The sequence below is a fragment of the Pantoea sp. Aalb genome (genome assembly GCF_009829985.1).
Classification (GTDB): Bacteria; Pseudomonadota; Gammaproteobacteria; order Enterobacterales; family Enterobacteriaceae; genus SZZU01.
The window spans coordinates 63,889-79,108 of sequence record NZ_SZZU01000001.1; the positions used below are offsets into that span (position 1 = coordinate 63,889).

Annotated in this window: 12 protein-coding genes; 10 read left to right on the plus strand and 2 right to left on the minus strand. The window is 31.6% G+C overall.

Annotated features, from left to right (window positions below):
- The first annotated feature begins 1 nt into the window (after nucleotide 1).
- The 10 genes from murD (at nucleotide 2) to secA (ending at nucleotide 13,651) form a co-directional block, all read left to right on the plus strand.
- The gene (murD, locus tag FD728_RS00235; RefSeq protein ID WP_159933647.1) at nucleotides 2-1,324 is read left to right on the plus strand and encodes a UDP-N-acetylmuramoyl-L-alanine--D-glutamate ligase; all 1,323 of its coding nucleotides are present in this window, start codon (nucleotides 2-4) and stop codon (nucleotides 1,322-1,324) included.
- A 47-nt stretch (nucleotides 1,325-1,371) separates the two neighbouring features.
- Nucleotides 1,372-2,526 carry a cell division protein FtsW gene (gene ftsW, locus FD728_RS00240; RefSeq protein WP_159933649.1) on the plus strand — a complete coding sequence of 385 codons (1,155 nt, stop codon included), beginning with the start codon at nucleotides 1,372-1,374 and terminating at the stop codon, nucleotides 2,524-2,526.
- Nucleotide 2,527: 1 nt separating this feature from the next.
- Entirely contained in the window at nucleotides 2,528-3,586 is a 1,059-nt protein-coding gene (gene murG / locus FD728_RS00245; protein ID WP_159933651.1) for an undecaprenyldiphospho-muramoylpentapeptide beta-N-acetylglucosaminyltransferase, read from the plus strand.
- Between the two features lie 85 nt (nucleotides 3,587-3,671).
- Nucleotides 3,672-5,156 (plus strand): UDP-N-acetylmuramate--L-alanine ligase, encoded by a 1,485-nt coding sequence (gene murC, locus FD728_RS00250; protein ID WP_159933653.1) that lies wholly within the window; start codon nucleotides 3,672-3,674, stop codon nucleotides 5,154-5,156.
- Nucleotides 5,149-6,069: a D-alanine--D-alanine ligase gene (locus FD728_RS00255; protein WP_159933655.1), complete on the plus strand. Its 921-nt coding sequence runs from the start codon at nucleotides 5,149-5,151 to the stop codon at nucleotides 6,067-6,069. Before murC ends, FD728_RS00255 begins: the two co-directional genes overlap by 8 nt.
- 48 nt (nucleotides 6,070-6,117) lie before the next feature.
- The gene (locus FD728_RS00260; RefSeq protein ID WP_159933657.1) at nucleotides 6,118-6,852 is read left to right on the plus strand and encodes a cell division protein FtsQ/DivIB; all 735 of its coding nucleotides are present in this window, start codon (nucleotides 6,118-6,120) and stop codon (nucleotides 6,850-6,852) included.
- A 57-nt stretch (nucleotides 6,853-6,909) separates the two neighbouring features.
- A complete protein-coding gene (gene ftsA, locus FD728_RS00265) occupies nucleotides 6,910-8,163 on the plus strand; it encodes a cell division protein FtsA (RefSeq protein ID WP_159934444.1) in 1,254 nt (417 codons plus the stop codon).
- A gap of 72 nt (nucleotides 8,164-8,235) precedes the next feature.
- A complete protein-coding gene (gene ftsZ, locus FD728_RS00270; RefSeq protein WP_159933659.1) occupies nucleotides 8,236-9,396 on the plus strand; it encodes a cell division protein FtsZ in 1,161 nt (386 codons plus the stop codon).
- Nucleotides 9,397-9,489: 93 nt separating this feature from the next.
- Nucleotides 9,490-10,407, plus strand: a complete 918-nt coding sequence (gene lpxC / locus FD728_RS00275) for a UDP-3-O-acyl-N-acetylglucosamine deacetylase (RefSeq protein WP_159933661.1) — start codon at nucleotides 9,490-9,492, stop codon at nucleotides 10,405-10,407.
- A 520-nt stretch (nucleotides 10,408-10,927) separates the two neighbouring features.
- The gene (gene secA / locus FD728_RS00280; RefSeq protein WP_159933663.1) at nucleotides 10,928-13,651 is read left to right on the plus strand and encodes a preprotein translocase subunit SecA; all 2,724 of its coding nucleotides are present in this window, start codon (nucleotides 10,928-10,930) and stop codon (nucleotides 13,649-13,651) included.
- A gap of 185 nt (nucleotides 13,652-13,836) precedes the next feature.
- Here secA and zapD read toward each other — a convergent pair whose 3' ends face one another.
- Nucleotides 13,837-14,580: a cell division protein ZapD gene (gene zapD / locus FD728_RS00285; RefSeq protein ID WP_159933665.1), complete on the minus strand. Its 744-nt coding sequence runs from the start codon at nucleotides 14,578-14,580 to the stop codon at nucleotides 13,837-13,839.
- A gap of 4 nt (nucleotides 14,581-14,584) precedes the next feature.
- Nucleotides 14,585-15,196, minus strand: coding sequence for a dephospho-CoA kinase (coaE, locus tag FD728_RS00290; protein ID WP_159933667.1), 612 nt, complete (start codon nucleotides 15,194-15,196; stop codon nucleotides 14,585-14,587).
- Between the last annotated feature and the right edge of the window lie 24 nt (nucleotides 15,197-15,220).

The window sequence follows — 15,220 nt, forward strand, 5'->3', positions numbered from 1 at the left end:
TATGGTTGATTATCGCGGTAGACAAGTAGTTATCCTTGGACTTGGCATAACTGGTCTCTCTTGTGTTAATTTTTTTCTAGCACAGGGTATTAATCCGCGAATTATGGATATTCATAAATCACCATATGGATTAAATAAATTACCAAAACAAGTGGAATGTTATTTAGGTGGTATTAATAGTGATTGGCTTTTGAAAAGTAATTTAGTTATAACGAGTCCAGGTATTCCACTATCACATCCTTTATTAAAAAAGGTAGCTAATGCTGGTATTGAGATTATAGGTGATATAGAGTTATTTAGTCGTGAAGCCCAAGCCCCCATTGTAGCTATTACTGGATCTAACGGTAAGAGCACAGTAACAAAATTAATTAGTGAAATGGCGCAATCAGCAGGGTGGTCAGTAGGTGTAGGTGGTAATATCGGCTTTCCGGTATTAAACCTATTAAAATATTCAGTACAGCTTTATGTATTAGAACTTTCTAGTTTTCAACTAGAAACGACTTATAGCTTAAAAGCTATGGTTGCTACTGTTTTAAACGTTACAGAAGATCATATGGATCGATATCCTTTAGGAATTCAGCAATATCGTGCTGCTAAATTACGAATTTATAAAAATGCTAATGTTTGTATTGTTAATGCTGATGATATTAGGACGATTCCAATATATAATACAGGGAAAAGATATATTAGTTTCGGTAAACATATTGGAGATTATCATTTCCATCAGTGCGATGGTAATACATGGCTCTTAGTACGAGGTAAAAAAATATTCAATATTGATGATATTAGTATATTTAATAAACATGATTATATCAATGTTCTATCAGCACTAGCTATAGCTGATGCAATTTCCATTCCTCGTGATTGTATTTTAAAAGCTTTAACTACTTTTTCTAGTTTACCACATCGATTTCAGTTAATTCATGAAGCTAATGGTATACGTTGGATTAATGATTCTAAGGCTACTAATGTTGCCAGTACTGAAGCAGCTTTAAAGAATTTAAATGAATTACAAGGTACATTATGGTTATTACTTGGCGGAGACAGTAAAAAAGCAGATTTTAGCCGATTAAAATTATATCTCAGTAAGAAGGATAATGTAAAACTTTTTTGTTTTGGTCGTGATGGTGATACTCTAGCTGCTTTGCGTCCAGAAATAGCTACACGTACTGAAACTTTACAACAAGCAATGGAGCTAATTGTAGTAAGAGTAAAAAGAGGCGATGTAGTTCTCCTATCACCAGCTTGTAGTAGTTGTGATCAATTCCAAAATTTTGAACATCGAGGCAATATATTTTCACAATTAGCTAAAAAAAATAAATAATTTTATACCAATATTTTTATCTCCTTGTTAAATTCTAAAATTAAGTAATGATTGGAAGATATATACATAATAATAAGTTAATACCGTTATATGACCGTACCTTATTATGGACAACTTTTAGTTTAGTTATATTTGGTTTCATTATGGTAACCTCAGCTTCAATACCAATCGGACAGATTTTAACTAAAGATACTTTTTATTTTGCTAAACGTGAAGCACTTTATATCTTGCTTGCACTTAGTGTAGCTCCATTTATACTACGTATTAGAATGATTTTCTGGCAGAATTATAGTAATATTATCTTAATCATATCAGTCATTATACTTATTCTTGCATTACTTATTGGAAATTCAGTAAATGGTGCATATCGATGGATTATTTTAGGACCAATACATATTCAACCAGCAGAATTTTCGAAGTTATCACTTTTTTGTTATTTATCTAATTATTTAATGCGTAAGCTAGAAGCAGTACGTAATAAATTTTGGGGTTTTTGTAAACCTGTAGGTATTATGTTAATGCTATCTATATTACTATTAGCACAACCAGATTTTGGTTCAGTGGTAGTGTTGTTTGTTACTACATTAGCAATATTATTTTTAGCAGGTGCTAAAATTTGGCATTTATTAACGATCATTATTATAAGTATTGGATCAGTAGTTTTACTGATTATTGCTGAACCTTATCGTATACGTCGTATAACATCTTTTTGGAATCCATGGAACGATCCGTTTGGTAGTGGATATCAATTAACACAATCACTTATAGCATTTGGTCGTGGTAAATTATGTGGTAAAGGACTTGGTAATTCTATTCAAAAATTAGAATATTTACCCGATGCTCATACTGATTTTATTTTTTCTATTCTAGGAGAAGAATTAGGCTATATAGGTGTAGTTATAGCATTATTGCTGCTATTTTTTATAGCTTTTCGTGCAATGTTAATTGGTCGACGAGCATTAGAAATAAAGCAATCTTTTTCTGGATTTTTTGCATGTTCAATTGGTATATGGTTTAGTTTTCAAACATTAATTAATGTAGGTGCTGCTTCTGGTATCTTACCTACTAAAGGCCTTACATTACCTATAGTTAGTTATGGTGGTTCTAGTCTTATAATAATGTTGATTGCTATCATGTTTTTATTACGTATAGATTATGAAACACGTCTTGCTACATCTCAAGCATTTATTAGAGGTTTTTAACATGAGTAAAAAGCGGCTAATGATAATAGCAGGAGGAACTGGAGGACATGTATTTCCTGGGCTTACTATTGCCAATGTTATGATAGAAAAAAATTGGCAAGTACTTTGGTTAGGAACTGCCGATCGTATAGAAGCTGATTTGGTACCAAAACATGGAATTAATATTAAATTTATTTGTATTAGTGGATTACGTAATAAAAATTTAAAAATTTTACTATTAGCACCAATACGAATTTTTAATGCATGGCGGCAAGCTCGTCGTATTATAAAAGAATGGTCTCCTAATGTAGTACTTGGTATGGGAAGTTATGTTTCTGGACCAGGTTGTTTAGCAGCATGGAGTTGTGGCATTCCAGTAATAATTCACGAACAAAATAGTGTTGCTGGATTAACTAATAAATGGCTGGCAAAAATAGCTACTAGAGTAATGGAAGCATTTCCGGGTACCTTACCTAAAGCTGATACAGTTGGTAATCTAATACGTAAAAATTTATTAGAATTACCTTTACCTAAAGAACGTTTCAAAGGACGTAATGGACCATTGCGTTTATTAGTAATGGGTGGTAGTCAAGGAGCTGATATCATTAATAAAATTATGCCACATGTTGCTGCAAAGTTAGATGATAAAATCATAATATGGCACCAAACTGGAAAGAATGACCAAGAAAAGGTAAAACAAGCGTATATTACAATTGGTCAGATACAGCATAAAGTTGTTGATTTTATTGATGATATGGCTGAAGCTTATTCCTGGGCTGATATAGTACTATGTCGTTCTGGAGCACTGACTGTAAGCGAATTAATAGCTATAGGTTTACCATCAATTTTTGTTCCATTTTCACATAAGGATCGACATCAGTACTTAAATGCATTATTTCTAGAAAGAATAGGTGCATCAAAAATTTTTTTGCAATCACATTTTACTGTAGATGCAATAGAAAAAATAATTTGCTCTTTGAATAGAGCTCAGTTATTAACTATGGCAGAAAAAGCTCGTCAAATATATAGAGCAAATACAATAAATAAAGTTTCTGAAATAATTATCTGTGTAGCAAAATAAGTAATTATTAAAGTAATTTAATAATTACTTTAAATTAAAGAAAATACTAATATAAAGTTATAAAAGGTACAGTTAACAAAAATATATGAATACACAACAATTAGCAAAAATACGTTCTATTGTGCCTGAAATGCATCGTGTTCGACACATTCATTTCGTTGGAATTGGCGGTGCTGGTATGGGAGGTATTGCTGAAGTGTTGGCAAATGAAGGTTATTATATTAGTGGTTCTGATCTTGTACCTAACCAAGTGACTAATCATTTATCTTTATTAGGAGCGACTATTTATTTTAAACACTGTCCAGAAAATGTAACTAATGCAAATGTAGTAGTAGTTTCTACAGCTGTAGCGAAGGATAATCCAGAGTTAGTCGCTGCACGTGAACAACGTATCCCAATAATTAGACGTGCAGAAATGCTAGCTGAATTAATGCGATTTCGTCATGGTATTGCCGTTGCTGGTACGCATGGAAAAACTACTACTACTGCTATGATAGCTAGTATCTATGCAGAAGGTGGTCTAGATCCTACTTTTGTTAATGGTGGCTTAGTAAAAGCTGCTGGCACACATGCACGTCTAGGAAGTAGTCGTTATCTTATTGCTGAAGCAGATGAAAGTGATGCATCTTTTCTCCATTTACAGCCAATGGTAGCAATTATTACTAATATTGAAGCTGAACACATGGATACTTATCAAGGAAATTTTGAGAATTTAAAAAAAACATTTATTAATTTTTTACATAATTTACCATTTTATGGACGAGCAGTATTATGTGTAGATGATGAAGTAATCCATGATCTAATTCCATGTATTAGACGTCAGATTACAACATATGGTTTTAGTAATAAGGCTGATGTACGTATTGAAAACTATAAACAATGTGGTGCACAGGGGTACTTTAATCTTATTCGTAAGGATAAACCAATATTGCATATTACATTGAATGCACCTGGTCGTCATAATGCTCTTAATGCAGCTGCTGCTGTGGCAGTAGCTAGTGAAGAAGGTATTAATGATAGCGATACATTAATTGCGTTAAAAACTTTCCAAGGAACTGGGCGTCGTTTTGATGTCTTGGGAGAGTTTAATACAGCAATAATTAATGGTCATCCAGGAAGTGCTATGCTAGTTGATGACTATGGTCATCATCCAACAGAAGTAGATGTAACTATTAAAACCGCACGTGCTGGTTGGCCAGGAAGAAGATTAGTTATGGTATTTCAACCACATCGTTATACACGTACTCGTGATTTATTTGATGATTTTTCTAATGTATTAGCTCAAGTTGATGTTCTTCTTATGTTAGATGTTTATTCAGCAGGAGAAACTGCTATTCCTGAAGTAAGCAGTCAATTACTTTGTCATGCTATCCGTAGTCACGGAAAAGTTAATCCTATTTTTATTTCCAAATGCGATACATTACCAGAAGTACTGGCTCCATTACTTTCAGGTAATGATTTTATCATAGTACAGGGTGCAGGTAATATAAGTAAAATTGCACGTAAACTTGCTGATATCTACTTGAAACCTTCAAGTTCAGTAAAAGTAGAGATTTATCATCATGACTAATAAAATAGCAGTTTTAATGGGAGGTAATTCAGTAGAACGTGATATTTCTTTGATGTCTGGTCTTGCAATTTTATCTGGATTAAATGAATTAGGTATTGAAGCTCATGCTTTAGATACTCAGGATGTATCAATATTAGATTTAAAAAAAAATAATTTTACAAAAATTTTTATTGCCCTACATGGCCGTGGTGGTGAAGATGGCACGTTGCAAGCAGTATTAGATTTTCTTCAGATTCCTTATACGGGTAGTGGATTTATGGCTTCAGCTATATCAATGGATAAAATCCGTAGCAAATTATTATGGAAAGGTAAAGGACTACCAGTAAGCAATTATGTTTGGTTAACACGTACACAATATGATTCTGGATTGGATGATCACATAAAAAAGAAAATTTTTTCTCTAGGATTACCTTTAATTATTAAACCAAATTGTGGAGGATCTAGTTTTGGTATTAGTTTAGTAAATAATATAGATTTTTTATGTAAAGCGTTGCAGAAAGCTTTTCTTTATGATCAAGATGTCTTAATTGAAACTTTTCTTAATGGATCTGAATATACTGTAAGTATAATTGGTAATCAAGTATTACCTTCTATTCGTATTGAAACGAGAAATGATTTTTTTAATTATGAGGCGAAATATATCGTTAATGATACACAATATTTCTGCCCCAGTGGATTAAGTAGTAGTCAAGAAATAAGATTACAACAACTTGTTTTATCAGCTTGGAATGTATTGGGTTGTAGTGGTTGGGGTCGAGTAGACGTAATGGCTGATCAGAATGAAAACTTTTATTTATTAGAAGTCAATACTTCTCCTGGTATGACGAATCACAGTTTAGTACCAATAGCTGCAAAACATGCAGGATATAGTTTTTCACAGTTAGTAGCACGTATTTTGGAGTTAGCTAATTGATGTATTCTTCTGGTAGAATACATAAAAAAACAAATATTTCAATTAAATATGAATTTAAAAAACAATAGATTATTTGGTATAATATGTTTTTGGTTTGTTAATATCATTATTATAGTTTTTATACTAATACTACTTAAATGGATCAATGACCCATCTCGTTTACCTATTTCTAAATTATTATTGACTGGTAAAATGCATTATACGACTCACAATGATATTCGTCAGGCGATTTTATCAATAAGCGGAAATCCAAAAACGTTTATGTCGCAAAACATACGAATCATTCAAGAACACATCAAGCATTTACCTTGGATTAAAAAGGTTAGCATACGTAAGCAGTGGCCTGATATATTAAAAATTCATCTTGTAGAGTTTATTCCTATTGCATATTGGAATGATTTATATGCAATAGATGCTGATGGTATTTTATTTAAAATTCCCTCTAATTATTTGAATAAGAAAGAAGATATACCATTGATATATGGTCCAAAAAACCAAGAAAAAGAAGTACTATATGATTATAATATTATAAATGATGTATTACGTAAAAGAAAATATAAATTAAAACTTGCTTCAACTACAGTTAGTCATTCATGGGAACTAATTACTAGTGATAATTTACGAATTGAACTTGGCCGTAGTGATACAATTAATAGGTTAAAACGTTTTATTCAAATGTATCCAGAACTACAACAAGAAGCCAATAATCAACATCAGATTATTAGCTACATTGATTTACGTTATGATTCTGGAGCTGCAGTTGGATGGTATAAGAATCATTAGATTTAGTAGAATAAGAACTTAATTAGTAATAGAATCAAGTGCAGGCTACCATTTATGATAAACAAGGCAACGGATAAAAAACTAGTAGTAGGATTAGAAATCGGCACTACAAAAGTTGCTGTCTTGATTGGAAAAATTTTGCCTGATGGTATGATAAATATTATTGGAGTAGGTAGTGGTCCTTCTCGTGGAATGGATAAAGGTGGTGTAAACGATCTAGAATCAATAGTAAAGTGCGTACAACGAGCAATTGAACAGGCGGAATTGATGGCTGATTGTCAAATTTCATCTGTATACCTTGCTTTATCTGGCAAACACATTAGTTGTCAAAATGAAATAGGTATAGTTCCAATTTCTGAAGAAGAAGTTATTCCAGATGATGTAGAAAATGTAGTACACACGGCAAAATCTGTTCGTGTTCGGGATGAACATCGTATTTTACATGTTATTCCTCAAGAGTATGCAATTGATTATCAAGAAGGAATAAAAAATCCAGTAGGACTTTCTGGTATAAGAATGCAAGCAAAAGTACATTTAATTACATGCCATAATGATATGGCAAAAAATATTGTTAAAGTTGTTGAACGTTGTGGCTTAAAAGTTGATCAACTTATTTTTGCTGGACTAGCTTCTAGTTTTTCTGTACTAACTGAAGATGAACGTGAATTAGGAGTATGTTTAGTTGATATAGGTGGTGGAACAATGGATTTAGCTATCTACACAGGTGGAGCATTACGTTACACTAAAGTCATTCCTTATGCAGGAAATGTAGTAACAAGTGATATTGCGTATGCTTTTAGTACACCACCTACTGATGCAGAAATAATAAAAATAAGATATGGTTGTGCTTTAAGTTCGATTGTTAGTAAAGATGAAAATGTAGAAGTGCCAAGTGTTGGCGGGCGTCCACCACGTTGTCTACAGCGCCAAACTTTGGCTGAAGTTATTGAACCACGTTATACTGAATTGTTACATTTAGTTAATAATGAGATTTTACAATTACAAAACAGGTTACAGCATCAAGGAGTAAAGCATCATTTGGCAGCTGGTATTGTATTAACAGGTGGTGCATCTCAGATAAATGGTTTAGCGGCATGTGCAAAACGCGTATTTCAAACTCAAGTTCGTATTGGACAACCGTTAAATATTACTGGGTTAGTAGATTATGCTCAAGAGCCATATTACTCAACAGCAGTAGGATTGTTGCATTATGGTAAAGAGTTACATATGAGTGATAATGAAACACAAAAACAAACTGTAATGAGCAAGTGGTTTAAAAAAATACATAAATGGCTAAGAGAAGAATTTTAACTTTTCAATAAAGGAGATCATGTTGACAGTATTGATGATTTCCAAGTAACAAATACATAACGGGGAACAATTATGTTTGAACCTATGGAACTAACTAAAGATGCTGTGATTAAAGTCATTGGTATCGGCGGTGGTGGTGGTAATGCTTCAGAGCATATGGTACGTGAACGTATTGAAGGAGTGGAATTTTTTGCTGTAAATACAGATGCACAAGCATTACGTAAAACATCAGTTAACCAAACTATTCAGATTGGCATTAATATTACTAAAGGTCTTGGTGCTGGTGCAAATCCAGAAGTAGGTAGGACTTCAGCAGAAGAAGATCGTGAAGCATTACGTGCTGCATTAGACGGTGCAGATATGGTATTTATTGCAGCTGGTATGGGTGGTGGTACTGGAACTGGTGCAGCTCCAGTTGTAGCAGAAGTTGCAAAAGATTTAGGCATATTAACTGTTGCTGTAGTAACAAAGCCATTTAATTTTGAAGGCAAAAAACGTATGGCTTTTGCTGAACAAGGGATAGCTGAACTTTCTAAGCATGTTGATTCATTAATTACTATTCCTAACGATAAACTATTAAAAGTTTTAGGACGCGGTATTTCTCTTTTAGATGCTTTTAGTGCAGCGAATAATGTCCTGAAAGGTGCTGTACAAGGAATAGCTGAATTAATTACTCGTCCTGGTCTTATGAATGTCGATTTTGCAGATGTCCGCACTGTGATGTCAGAAATGGGCTATGCTATGATGGGATCTGGAGTTGCATGTGGGGAAGATCGTGCAGAAGAAGCAGCTGAAATGGCAATATCTAGTCCACTTTTAGAAGATATTGATCTATCAGGTGCTCGTGGTGTTTTAGTTAATATTACTGCTGGATTTGATCTTCGGCTTGATGAATTTGAGACGGTAGGTAATACTATTAGGGCCTTTGCTTCAGATAATGCTACTGTAGTAATTGGTACTTCCTTAGATCCAGAGATGAATGATGAACTACGTGTGACAGTAGTAGCTACTGGCATTAGTATGGATAAACGTTCAGAGATAACTTTAGTGACTCCAAAACCAATACCTCATTCAACAATAGATCATTGTAATCAACAAAATAGTATTTTGTCTTTACCTCAAGAACAAAAATCAACTAATAAAATTATTAATGAACAATCTATATCGTCTACGTCTAATAAAGAACCAGACTACTTAGATATACCAGCTTTCTTACGTAAGCAAGCAGATTAAATTTTATGAAACTCATTTTTTGTTTTTTGTGCTGAATTAGTTAGCGACGATTATTTATACTTTCAGCATGATGAAAGATTTGCGAGATATGCAATGATTAAACAAAGGACATTAAAACATATTGTAAGGACGGTTGGTATCGGTTTGCATACTGGCAAAAAGGTAACGTTAACTTTGCGACCTGCATCAGCTAATACTAGAGTTATCTATCGTCGCATTGACTTAAATCCACCAGTTGATTTTTCAGTTAATGAAAAATATGTTCACAATACTATTTTAAATACTTGTTTAATAAATAATAAAGGCATACGTATTTCAACAGTTGAGCATTTAAACGCTGCTCTTGCTGGATTAGGAATAGATAATATTATTATCGAAGTCGATGCACCTGAAATACCAATTATGGATGGCAGCGCTGCTCCTTTTATTTCTTTAATGATGAATGCAGGTATTAAAGAGGTAAATAGTGCAAAAAAATTTATACGTATTAAACAGCTAGTTAGTGTAACTGATGGTGATAAATGGGCAGAAATTAAACCTTACAATGGGTTTTTACTTGATGTTACTATTGATTTTAAACATCCGGTAATTTACTCGAGCTCACAGCGATATAAATTAAAATTTTCTGCAAAATCTTTTATTGATCAAATTAGTCGAGCACGTACATTCGGTTTTATTCATGAAATAAAATATTTACAATCTAAAAAATTGTGTTTAGGTGCTAGCTTAGATTGTGCTATTGGTCTTGACGATTTTCATGTACTTAATGCAGATGGATTACGTTTTAAAGATGAATTTGTACGGCATAAAATGCTAGATGCTATAGGAGATCTATTTATCTGTGGTTATAATTTTATTGGAGCATTTTCTGCTTTTAAATCTAGTCATTCATTAAATAATAAATTATTAAAAGAGCTAATAGCAAAACAAGAATGTTGGGAATGGGTTACATATGAAGACGAATCTGAATTACCATTAATATTTAAAATATCTAATTTAGCCATATTATAATTTAAATATAAAAACACTAGTTTTATATATATTTCAATAGTTTATTTGAATAACTACTGGATTTTATTTTGTTAATGTAAAATAAATATCATTAAATGAATATAATTTTTTATAGTGATTAAAAAATTATATTATTTTTTATTTTTATACTAGTAAATATTTTTTCTAATTTAAATTTAGTTTTAATTATTTTATTCTTCTATAACAAAGTGCTACTTTAATCAAAATAAAGTATATTACTGAAGTAATATGTAACGACCCGTATCGTTATATTCTTATTTTTTTAAATTAATATAATGTCGATTATGAAATCACTATTAACCGATCATACGCTATAACTAATACTATAAAGAATTATAATATGCTAATATTCAATATGTTATAACGTGCTTTATTCTTTTTACCTAACCGTTTTCTATTTATGGTTCATATTAAGTTTTTCGTTATTCAACTCTTAATATTTGTATTTTATTTTATATTTTAATCGAAAGAACGTATAAATAAATTGAGAATAATTATTATGTTAATTAAGTTTTTTACTAAATATTGGGGTAATAGCAACGATCGCATATTACGCCGTATGTATAAAATTGTAGATATTATTAATCAAATGGAAGATGATTTTAAAAAAATTTCGGATAAAGAACTGAAAAAAAAGACTAGTCAATTTCGTGAACGCTTAGTACAAGGTGAAAGTTTAGAAAATTTGCTATTAGAAGCTTTTGCTACAGTACGTGAAGCAAGTAAGCGTGTATTTGGTATGCGTCATTTTGATGTACAATTAATAGGTGGTATGGTATTAAATGATCGCTGTATTGCTGAAATGCGAACTGGAGAAGGTAAAACATTAACATCAACATTACCAGCTTACTTAAATGCTCTTAGTGGTCAAGGAGTACATGTTGTCACTGTAAATAATTATCTAGCACAGCGAGATGCAGAAAATAATAGACCTCTCTTTGAGTTTTTAGATTTAACAGTAGGAATTAACTTGCCTGATATATCACAAGTAGCTAAAAGAGAAGCTTATGCTGCTGATATTACTTATGGTACAAACAACGAGTATGGATTTGACTATTTGCGTGATAACATGGCTTTTAGTCCAGAAGAACGAGTACAACGTAAACTTCATTATGCTTTAATAGATGAAGTAGATTCTATATTAATCGATGAAGCACGTACTCCACTTATCATTTCAGGACCAGCAGAAGATAGTTCAGATTTATACATTAAAATGAATAAAATTATTCCATATTTAGTACGTCAAGAAAAAGAAGATTCTGAAACTTTTAATGGTGGAGGTGATTTCTGGATAGATGAAAAGGCTCGTCAAGCACATATGACAGAATATGGTCTTATTAAAATTGAAGAATTATTAGTAAAACAAGATATTATGAAACATGGTGAATCTTTATATTCATCATCTAATATTATGCTCATGCATCATGTTAATGCTGCTTTACGAGCTCATTCTTTGTTTATTAGAGATGTTGATTATATCGTAAAAGATGGTGAAGTCATCATCGTAGACGAGCATACTGGTCGTACTATGAAAGGACGTCGTTGGTCTGATGGCTTACATCAAGCAATAGAAGCCAAAGAAAATGTTGAAATTCAAAATGAAAATCAAACTTTAGCTTCTATAACTTTTCAAAATTATTTTCGTCTTTATGAAAAACTTGCTGGTATGACAGGTACAGCTTATACCGAATCCTTCGAATTTAAATCTATTTATAAGTTAAACACTATTGTTATTCCTACTAATCGTCCAATGATCCGTAAAGATTTACCTGATTTAGTATATATGACAGAAAAAGAAAAAATTAGTGCTATCATTGACGATGTTCGTTCTTGTAAAGCTAGAAAACAACCAGTATTAGTAGGTACAATTTCAATTGAAAAATCTGAACTTGTCTCTCAAGAATTAACCATTGCTGGAATCAAACATAATGTTTTAAATGCTAAATTTCACGCACGAGAAGCTGATATTATTGCACAAGCTGGACAACCTGGAACAGTAACTATTGCTACAAATATGGCTGGTCGTGGTACTGATATTGTATTGGGTGGTAGTTGGCAAGCTGAAATAGCTACTTTAGTTAATCCTACTAAAGAAATAATCAAAGCAGTTAAAATTTCATGGCAAAAACGTCATGATGAAGTATTATCTGCTGGTGGTCTTCATATTATCGGTACAGAACGTCATGAATCACGTCGTATTGATAATCAATTACGAGGTCGTTCTGGACGACAAGGTGATGTAGGTTCATCACGATTTTATCTATCAATGGAAGATGCATTAATGCGTATTTTTGCTTCAGAACGAGTATTGAACATGATGCGTAAGCTAGGAATGAAAAAAAATGAATCTATTGAACATCCATGGGTAACTAAGGCCATTGCAAATGCACAGCGTAAAGTTGAAAATCGCAACTTTGATATTCGCAAGCAATTACTTGAATATGATGATGTAGCTAACGATCAACGTCTTGCTATTTATAGTCAACGTAATGAACTTCTCGATGTACCTAATATATCTGAAACTATTAATAAAATACGTAAGGATGTTCTAAATAATATTATTAACAAATACATTCCACCAGATTCATTAGAAGAAATGTGGAATATAGAAGGATTAGAACATTGTTTATATAATGATTTTGATCTAGATATTTCTATAAATGATTGTTTAAAGAAAGAAAAAGTTTTAAATGAAGAACTACTACGTAATTGGATTATAAATAGTGTGATAGAAAAGTATTCCTTTAAAGAAAAAATGGTTGGTATTGACATAATTCGTAATTTTGAAAAAAATATAATGCTTCAGACGTTGGATTCTCTTTGGAAAGAACATTTAGCTGCAATGGATTACTTACGTCAAGGTATACATTTGCGTGGTTATGCACAAAAAGATCCGAAACAAGAATATAAGCGTGAATCTTTTGCTATGTTTTCTACAATGTTAGAATCATTGAAATATGAAGTAATTAGCATATTAAGTAAAGTTCAGGTTAGTATGCTTAAAGATATACCTAAAATAGAAAAACAACATAGTTATAAACATGCATATAGTATAGTACAACAGCCAATAAGCGATGTAGATGATATAAATATAGAAAACAAAAAAAATCATATAAATACTATAATAACTAGAAAAAATAAAGATCGTAAAGTAGGTCGTAATCAACCTTGTCCATGTGGTTCAGGAAAAAAATATAAGCAATGCCATGGGCATTTATTATAAAAAATCTAATTTTCTTAGATGATTTTAAAGTTCTAGATCTTTGTCATTTTTTTGAGGTGTATCATATCATTGCGTATTTAAGTTGTTCTTTTTTATCTACATAATATTTTTACTATTTTAAAAAATTAAATAAACCATTAATAGTGAAATATTAACTATTATAATTAAAATTATGATATATAGGGTTAACAACAAGCCAATTCAAAATGTAAGCAAGTTGGTACTTTACCTAATTCATTATCTAACGGTAAAAAACGAATAGCATATCGGCTTTTATATCCTGATATTTGTGGGTAGATTTTGTCTTCTAAAGTTAACTGAAGACGAAGTAAATCAGCTCCTTCAGCATTATTTTGATAAAAACCATTGAGGCTAGTTTGATTATGAAACACGCCAGTTTGACGAATTAGGTCAAGAATTATACTAATAGAATTATTTAATGGGTTAAGAGATTCTAACCAATTTTCAACTTGCATGTCACGTAAAGATTGTTGTTGATGTAACCAGATATGTAAACTAGGTAAATCAAAACTACAACATCCTCCAGGAATATTAAGTCGTTGTCGTACCAATGCAATCAAACGATCTTCTCTTAGTTTTTGCCCTAGGCGAGGAGCACTTATTAATGTATGACATTGATATTTTAATTTTTCTCTTAATTGTTGAATAATGTGCTCATCTACGCCGGGTACATCTACCCAAAATCGTAATTTTTGCTGTTGTTTTTCTAATTCTTTTAATAGTTCAGTACGCATATCACCGCGTTCAAAAAGATCTAATAGTTCACTTAAAACACGAAAAAGACATAAAGCTGATATTGTACCTGTTATAGGTAATGTTTCATATAATTGATTTATTAAGAATTCAATGCGTAACCAAGTACGCATTTTTTCATTCAAAGGGTGTTCAAATAAAACTACTTCGCTCATGATATTAATTTTTCCGAATACTGGAAAGCGTAATATAGTTATTATGGAGCTCAATAACACGCATTAAAGATTTTTCTAATCTACCATTATTATCAATAATATCATCTGCATATTGTAGACGTCTTTCACGATTAGTTTGTGTAGCAATAATTTTTTTAGCCTGGTTAAGTAAAATATTGTCACGTTTTTTAGTACGTTGTAATTGTATAGTTTCATTTATATCAATTACTAAAACTCGATCTGCTAAACACTGAATTTTATTTTCTATTAACAATGGAATTACCCAAATAATATATGGTGATGTGGCTAAATTTTTAATAAGTTGTTGTGTACGTTTATTTATTAATGGGTGTAATAGTTGATTAATCCAATTTCTTTCTTTTGGTTTTCCAAAAATAATTTTACGTAATATAGAACGACAGAGTGTACCATCAGCATTTAAAATAGATTTATTATAACGTTGAACAATTGCTTTTAAAGCTAGAGATCCTGGTTGAATTACTTCTCTAGCAATAACATCAGCATCAATAATATTAACACCTAGTGCTGCAAAAGCATTAGCAATAGTACTTTTGCCACTACCAATACCACCAGTAAGCGCAACGGTAAAAGACATGTCGCTCTCCTAATATTTTAATAA

What these genes read in the sequence shown, in the direction of transcription:
- FD728_RS00255 (WP_159933655.1), top strand. Translation starts at nt 5,149, where the DNA reads ATGACTAATAAAATAGCAGTTTTAATGGGAGGTAATTCAGTAGAACGT.
- murC (WP_159933653.1), top strand. Translation starts at nt 3,672, where the DNA reads ATGAATACACAACAATTAGCAAAAATACGTTCTATTGTGCCTGAAATG.
- murD (WP_159933647.1), top strand. Translation starts at nt 2, where the DNA reads ATGGTTGATTATCGCGGTAGACAAGTAGTTATCCTTGGACTTGGCATA.
- murG (WP_159933651.1), top strand. Translation starts at nt 2,528, where the DNA reads ATGAGTAAAAAGCGGCTAATGATAATAGCAGGAGGAACTGGAGGACAT.
- secA (WP_159933663.1), top strand. Translation starts at nt 10,928, where the DNA reads ATGTTAATTAAGTTTTTTACTAAATATTGGGGTAATAGCAACGATCGC.
- ftsZ (WP_159933659.1), top strand. Translation starts at nt 8,236, where the DNA reads ATGTTTGAACCTATGGAACTAACTAAAGATGCTGTGATTAAAGTCATT.
- FD728_RS00260 (WP_159933657.1), top strand. Translation starts at nt 6,118, where the DNA reads ATGAATTTAAAAAACAATAGATTATTTGGTATAATATGTTTTTGGTTT.
- lpxC (WP_159933661.1), top strand. Translation starts at nt 9,490, where the DNA reads ATGATTAAACAAAGGACATTAAAACATATTGTAAGGACGGTTGGTATC.
- coaE (WP_159933667.1), bottom strand. Translation starts at nt 15,196, where the DNA reads ATGTCTTTTACCGTTGCGCTTACTGGTGGTATTGGTAGTGGCAAAAGT.
- zapD (WP_159933665.1), bottom strand. Translation starts at nt 14,580, where the DNA reads ATGAGCGAAGTAGTTTTATTTGAACACCCTTTGAATGAAAAAATGCGT.
- ftsW (WP_159933649.1), top strand. Translation starts at nt 1,372, where the DNA reads ATGATTGGAAGATATATACATAATAATAAGTTAATACCGTTATATGAC.